Consider the following 6,434-nt stretch of genomic DNA (forward strand, 5'->3'; position numbering starts at 1 on the left):
CAAGGCTACATCGGGATCTCAGCGTGCGTTAAAGCGATCCAACGCCGCCTGCTGAATGGCCAGAGCATCGTTGATGCCCATCTTGTCCAGCTGCTCAAGGTAGCTGTCGAAGTTCTCCAGAGGCTCGATGCCCATGATGAATTTCAGAGTCATCTCGTTGCGATACACATCGATCGCACTCATGATCTTGCTGTATTCCTTTGCCTCATCGGCCGTCAGAGAGACCGGCAGCATCACCATGTCCACTCCCGCCTGATCTGTCCACGCCTGCTTATATTCCAGAATGCTCTCGTTTCTCAGCGTGGAGGGATTGGACTTCGCGCCCCACCGCAGATGGGGGAAGTTGTGCATCTTGTACTTGAAAATGGCACTCTCCAGAGGCACGTCCGGATTGTTCATCACCAGATCGGTGAACACCGGCTGGCCGTCCTCCATGGTATAGGTCTCGCCTTCAACGCCGAAGTTGTAGAGCATTTCGCCCTCTTTGGAGAAAGCGTAATCCAGCCACGCCACGGCAATCTCGGGGTTTTCGCACTGTGTCGTCACGGAAACCGCGTTTCCGGTCGGAGAAGCCCACCAGTCATTTGCGCGATACTCACAGGTATCGCCTTCGTTCATCACAGGATAGGGTGCCGCCACGAATTCGATCCCCTGGCTGCTGAACAGCGTGTTCGCGTAGTCGATGGAAGCCACGATGCAGCCGGCCTGGCCGGACGCGATCAGAGAGGAAATGCCATCACGGTCGCGCGCGGGGAAGTCTTTATCGATGAGGCCTTTCTCATACCAGCGGTTCATAACTTCCAGGTAAGCCTCGAACTTTTCGTCCGCCGGGCCAAATTTCACAGTCTCGCCGTCGCGGTACAGGTTGGGACCGATGCCAAAGGCCGAAATGAAAACGCCGTAGGTGTCGGTGCCGTTGTCCTTGAACCGCACATTGGGCAGACCCGCATAATCGAACACCAGAGGCACTGCGTCGGGATGGTTTTCCTTCATCGCCGTCAGGACTTCTTCCCACTCGGCAATGGTCTGAGGTACGTCAAGTCCGGTCTCTTCCAGCCAGTCCTTGCGGAGGACCGGGCCATGCCAGCACAGGTTGTCCTCTTTCATAATGGGGTAGACCGCCGCCATCTTGCCGGTATCCGACTTGACTTCTTTCATTGCCTCCGGGTTTGCCTCCAGCACCGCCGTATAGTTGGGGGCATATTTGTCCACCAGGTCGGTCAGGTCCATAAAGACACCGTCTTCGATGGCTTTATCGCCGCCGCCCTGATACCACTGCACGCCGCCCATCACCATGTCGGGGTATTCGCGGGAGGCGAGCATCAGGTTGAACTGTTCCTGCTGCTGACCTTGGGCCGGCGCGATGAACTCAATATGGACGTTGGTCAGTTTTTCCAGCTCTTCAAAGGTGCGGCTGCCGTTGTAGTCGCTCATCACCTTGGATGCGTTCAGGTCGAACTGAGCCCACATGGTAAGCGTGACTTTTTCTTCCAGCGGGAATACGATCTCTTTCGGAGATTCCTCTCCCGGGGTCCCCTGGCCGGAGGTGCCGGCCGACGAGGGCGCTGCGGTGCCGCATCCCGCAAAACTGGTGGCGACCATACCAAGCGCCAGCATTGCCGCTAACAATTTCTTCGATTTTTTCATGTTATGCAATCCCTCTCTCTTTCGTTTGTGGTTTGCTTTTCGAACGGATCTCTCCACCCCTCACATCCTTTCTTGTGTAAGCTCCCGGGAGCTCATTTTCATCGTCTGTTGACTAACCGGACCAAATGCTCTATGCTTATTGTACTTTCCATTTTGCAGCACATCAATTTACGTTTTTTCCTCGTTTCGCTTATTTTTTGTGCATTATAACCACAAAAATCTCCTCGTTCGTATGCGGATTGCTGCTTTTTTTCATTTTTTTCCGACTTACAAATCGTAACTCAAGGGAGGGTTTTCCATGTTCTTCCATCGCCTCATGCAGCGCAGCGGCTCCTTTTTCCGGAAGCTCTTCCTTTCTTATCTTCTGATTCTTTTGTTCCTGTGCGGCATCATGCTGTTTTTGTCTCAGCAGCTGATCCGATCCATCTCGGTCTATGCCGAATCCGAAGCGAAACAGTCCGTCGCTTCTTATCGGAGTGCGATCGAAGGGGCGCTCACCTCTTTGTCTACACTGTCTCAGGAGCTTACCACCGACGCTTCCCTGCGCGCATACATTGCCTGTGAAGGAGATTTTCCTGTTGAAATCCGCTACGGTATGCCCCAGGTGATCGATAAATTCGGCAGCTACAAGTTCCTAAATGAATATCTGGACATGATCTTCCTTTATCTTCCTGCCCCAAATTATGTCATCACTGATTCCTCGGTATATTCTCCCGAGACCTGGTGCCGCTCCTTCGGCCTGGATATGAGCTTTTTTGATGACCTGCTTCGTCATCACGCGGGAACGATGTTCCCTCTCCACTTTTCCGGCACCATGGGCGACAAGACCATTGTTTTGTATTCCATTGACTCCGTTGTGTCCCGCGAACCTTCCGCCGTCCTTGGATTTGTGGTCAACCCCACACTTTCTTCCGCGCGGGCGGGTCTCTCTTCCCTGCTCACCGCGTATGACTCAGACGGGAATGCCTTGTTCTATTCCGCACCGGAGGCAAAAGACATTCCTTTCTCCTTTGTTGCGGGGGAAGGAATGACAACTGCCGAAAATATGGTTTTCTATGCTCTTCCCGACGCAAAATTTCCTCTGACCTTCGTTTCCTCCACCCCGATCTCCGAATTTGCCCCGATCCTTTCCACCAGCAAGACCGTTACCATCGTTTGCTTTGTTTTGCTTGCGATCGGCGGCGCCATTCTGAGTTACTCCCTCGCTGTCCACAACTACAGGCCGCTGCAGCACCTGGCAAAAAAGGCGGCTGGCAACGATACGCCGTCTTCTCCTCCCATGGAATATCTGGAACGTTCCATCGATGAGCTGGTAAAGATGCGCACCATCACTGCCGAGGCGGATCGAAATCATCACACTCTGTATTGTGACAACCTGTTCAACAAATTGCTGTATGGCGAGATCCTCTCGGAATCCCTGATGCAGGAGTATGCGCAGAAATACAATCTCACGCTTCCTGACGGGCGCGTCCAGCTCGTCTGCATCCACTCCAATCAGCCGGGCATCCGGGAATCCGTTCGAAAATTTATTGCGGGACACGCACAGGCCCCCGATGCATATTACGCCATCGACGGTGTGCATGGCCTTAAGCTTTTGTTCTTCGGTGAAAGCGGTCTTGCTCTGTGCGATTATTTTTGCGGCAGTTATCCACAGGTCTGTACAAGCGGCGAATTTCGCATTGCCGTGAGCGCGCCGCACCGCAATCTGATCCAGCTGTCGGTGGCGTACGATGAGACGCAGAAAGTTCTGGATCACATGCGCTTTTTAGGTCTGACGGGGCTCTTCTCCTATTTTGACCTGCGGAAAATCAGCCAGGACGACCGGGCCGACCGGATGTTCGAGATCTGGTTCAACAAGTTCTACAATTTCCTGGTGGAGCAAAACATGGACGCGGCCTCTTCTGTTCAGCAACAGATTTTCAACGAATTGAAGAACGGCCACTATCCGCTCCAGTTCATCAAGTGCAAGGTCTTCAGCTTTATCGATCACACGATCTCCGCCATCTCTGTCATGAGCAGCAAAAGCAGCGAGATCTGGGAGCAGAATGCTTTCTCAGACCGGCTGCTCAGCTGCTCCAGCATCGATCAGTTGGAAAACACCTACTATTCCATATTTGAACAGCTTTCGCAGTTCGTCTGGGACTCCTCCACGCAGGAAACCGTCAGTGAGCGCATTCAACAAATCACGCAGCAGAATTTCAAAGATCCGATGTTTGGAGTCTCGTATGTGGCAGACCAGCTCGGCGTGAGCAGCGCATATGTCTCCAAGGTGTTCAAAAAGGCTACTGGCGGCACCCTGCTGGACCACGTTCAGGGCTTGCGCATCGCCTTTGCGAAAGAGTTGATGCGTACAACGGACGACACTCTTTCCTCCATTGCACTTCAATCCGGATTTACCAACGACGTTTCGTTTATTCGGGTGTTCAAAAAGTTTGAAGGCGTGACGCCCGGCAAATATCGCAGTATGATTTCTTCCCAGAAGGAAGGGTCTCTTGACTGAACTTTGTCAAGGTAGTATAGTGAATTCAGACTCCTTGCCGTCTGTTGTGCTGTCGGACAAATGCTCTCTGTTCCACACAACATCACACATACGAAAAGGAGCGTCTTTCATGAGCACGAAGATATCCACTGCCGTGCGCGTCGACACGAGCGCCGGAAAGGCCGTGTCGCCCGTTTGCTACGGCTGGCACTATGAAGAGATCGGGATGATCGGCGATGGCGGCCTGTATGCGGAGATGATCCGCAACCGGAATTTCGCTGAGGCCGGCCTTGCCCCCGGCATGACCGTGAAAAATGGGATGTATGAAAACATTCCCCACCCCGAAGCGCGGCACAAAGCGCCGGAGTATCTGCCGGAGCTCAACTGCTGGAGTGTGTTCAACACCGACGGGATCGACATCCGGCGCGTCACCATCGATGAAAAAGAACGGAACTTTGAGATGGAGATCCGTACCCGTCAGTTGCCGCAAAGCGGCCTGTTCGGCGTTGCCAACGAGGGCTTTTTCGGAGTCTGCGTTCGCGCGGGGATGTCTTATCGGGTCGATCTGGTTTTGAACTGCGATGCCGGCGGCTTCCTTTCCGTCTGCGTTGCAGATGGTCAGACCCCTCTCACCGAAATGCACACGGTTCATTACGATGCCGGTAAAAGCCGTCATCGCTTTGTCATCAGGGCAGAGCGCTCCGCTGACAACGGCATCTTCTTGATCGTTCCCGGGCAAGTCGGTGTTATGCGCGTGTCTTTTGTTTCGCTATTTCCCTGCGACACATGGGACGGCGGAAAATCTGTTTTCCGCAGCGACATCATGCAGAACATGCTTGATTTCAAGCCGGAGTTCCTTCGTTTTCCCGGCGGCTGCATCGTCCACGGCGTTAATGTGGATACTATGTATCACTGGAAAGAAACTCTTGCCGACGTCAGCGAACGCAAGAGCACCTGGAGCAAATGGCAGCCCCATTACATGTCGAACGGGATCGGGTATCACGAGTTTTATGAGCTGTGTGAATATCTGGGCGCTGACGCAATGTACGTTGCCCCCAGCGGCCTGGTTTGTACCTCATGGGTGTTCCAAAAGGGAGACTCCACTGATTTCACCCATCCCGAAGTGGACGTGAACGACTACATTCAGGACTGTCTGGATGCGATCGAGTATGCCATCGGCCCCGTTGATTCTGTTTGGGGCAGAAAGCGCGCCGAGCGCGGCCATCCTGCTCCGTTCCCCTTGCGGTATGTCTCGGTGGGCAACGAAGATTTCGGCCCCCGGTACTATAAACATTACCACGCTTTTTACACCGCTATCAAAGAGCGGTATCCGCAGTTGAAGATCATTGCCAACAGCATCATCGGCAACCGTCGCAACTCTGTTTGGGACAACAAGCGTGTTCATCTTTCGGAATTTGTGGATCCCTCCACCGTTGAAATTTTCGACGAACACTATTATGAGACCGGCGACTGGTTCTTCGAAAATTTTGACCGCTTTGACGAATATTCCCGCACCGGTCCGGATCTGATGTGCCTTGAACTGGGCATCGAATCCAACCAGCCGTCCGACATCCTGTATGAGTCGCTGTTCCTTATGATGATGGAGAAAAACGGCGAGCTGCATCCCGTTTTTGCGGGCCGGCCTCTCATGCGAAACTGGGACTATGTAAACGGTGAGTTGAACCCTTATTATTACCATACCAACTGCCGTTCCTGGAAAACGATCCATTACTACGCAAAAAAGCTGTTCCGTGACAACCGCTGCGACCGCGTTTTCCTCACGACCTGCATGCGGACAGACGGCAAGCAGCTCTTCGATGAAAAGACCGTGTTCGCAGTTTGCGGCGAAGATTCGCACACCGGCGACCTGATCGTGAAGCTGGTCAACCTGGACGCTGCCCCGCAGCATGTCCCCGTTGATGCGGGTATTTCTTCCGCCGTGTGCACCGTATCCACGCTGGTAAACACGCCGGAGTTGCCGAGGACGCCCGAGGCTTCCGAATGTTTTGGGCCGGTGGTGAGGCGTATAGTCGTCGATTTCACCACGCCTTTCGAACTTCCCGGGAAATCTGTAACTGTCATTCGGATCCATAAGGATCGCTGAGTCAAAGTAAAAAGAGCGGCCCCGGCATTTGCCGGGACCGCTCTTTTGTGTTTATTCAATGGAATTCAGCCGCAGCAGGGATGGTTGCCGTACTCGTCCATGCAGTCCTGGCTGGGGTCCTTCATGCACAGATGCACAGCCGCCAGCTTGAAGGTCTGGGGCAGAGCCAGGATGTTGGGGTTCTCGCCCACGAACTTCTTCTTG

At 53.5% G+C, this 6,434-nt stretch carries 3 protein-coding genes; 2 read left to right on the top strand and 1 reads right to left on the bottom strand.

What is annotated here, in order from left to right:
- Positions 1-18 precede the first annotated feature (18 nt).
- Complete coding sequence (locus tag ACMNAY_RS03860; RefSeq protein ID WP_418718455.1) at positions 19-1,470, bottom strand: extracellular solute-binding protein; 1,452 nt, start codon at positions 1,468-1,470, stop codon at positions 19-21.
- A gap of 475 nt (positions 1,471-1,945) precedes the next feature.
- Between ACMNAY_RS03860 and ACMNAY_RS03865 the strand changes: the two genes are divergently transcribed.
- Positions 1,946-4,147: a helix-turn-helix transcriptional regulator gene (locus tag ACMNAY_RS03865; RefSeq protein WP_418718456.1), complete on the top strand. Its 2,202-nt coding sequence runs from the start codon at positions 1,946-1,948 to the stop codon at positions 4,145-4,147.
- A 109-nt stretch (positions 4,148-4,256) separates the two neighbouring features.
- Positions 4,257-6,230, top strand: a complete 1,974-nt coding sequence (locus ACMNAY_RS03870; protein WP_418718457.1) for a hypothetical protein — start codon at positions 4,257-4,259, stop codon at positions 6,228-6,230.
- Positions 6,231-6,434: the final 204 nt, after the last annotated feature.

This window comes from Candidatus Allofournierella merdipullorum (assembly GCF_048426865.1).
Taxonomy (GTDB): domain Bacteria; phylum Bacillota; class Clostridia; order Oscillospirales; family Ruminococcaceae; genus Allofournierella_A; species Allofournierella_A merdipullorum.

Excerpts from the sequence above, each read along its gene's own strand:
- ACMNAY_RS03860 (WP_418718455.1), bottom strand. The coding sequence starts at position 1,470 with ATGTGGGCTCAGTTCGACCTGAACGCATCCAAGGTGATGAGCGACTAC.
- ACMNAY_RS03865 (WP_418718456.1), top strand. The coding sequence starts at position 1,946 with ATGTTCTTCCATCGCCTCATGCAGCGCAGCGGCTCCTTTTTCCGGAAG.
- ACMNAY_RS03870 (WP_418718457.1), top strand. The coding sequence starts at position 4,257 with ATGAGCACGAAGATATCCACTGCCGTGCGCGTCGACACGAGCGCCGGA.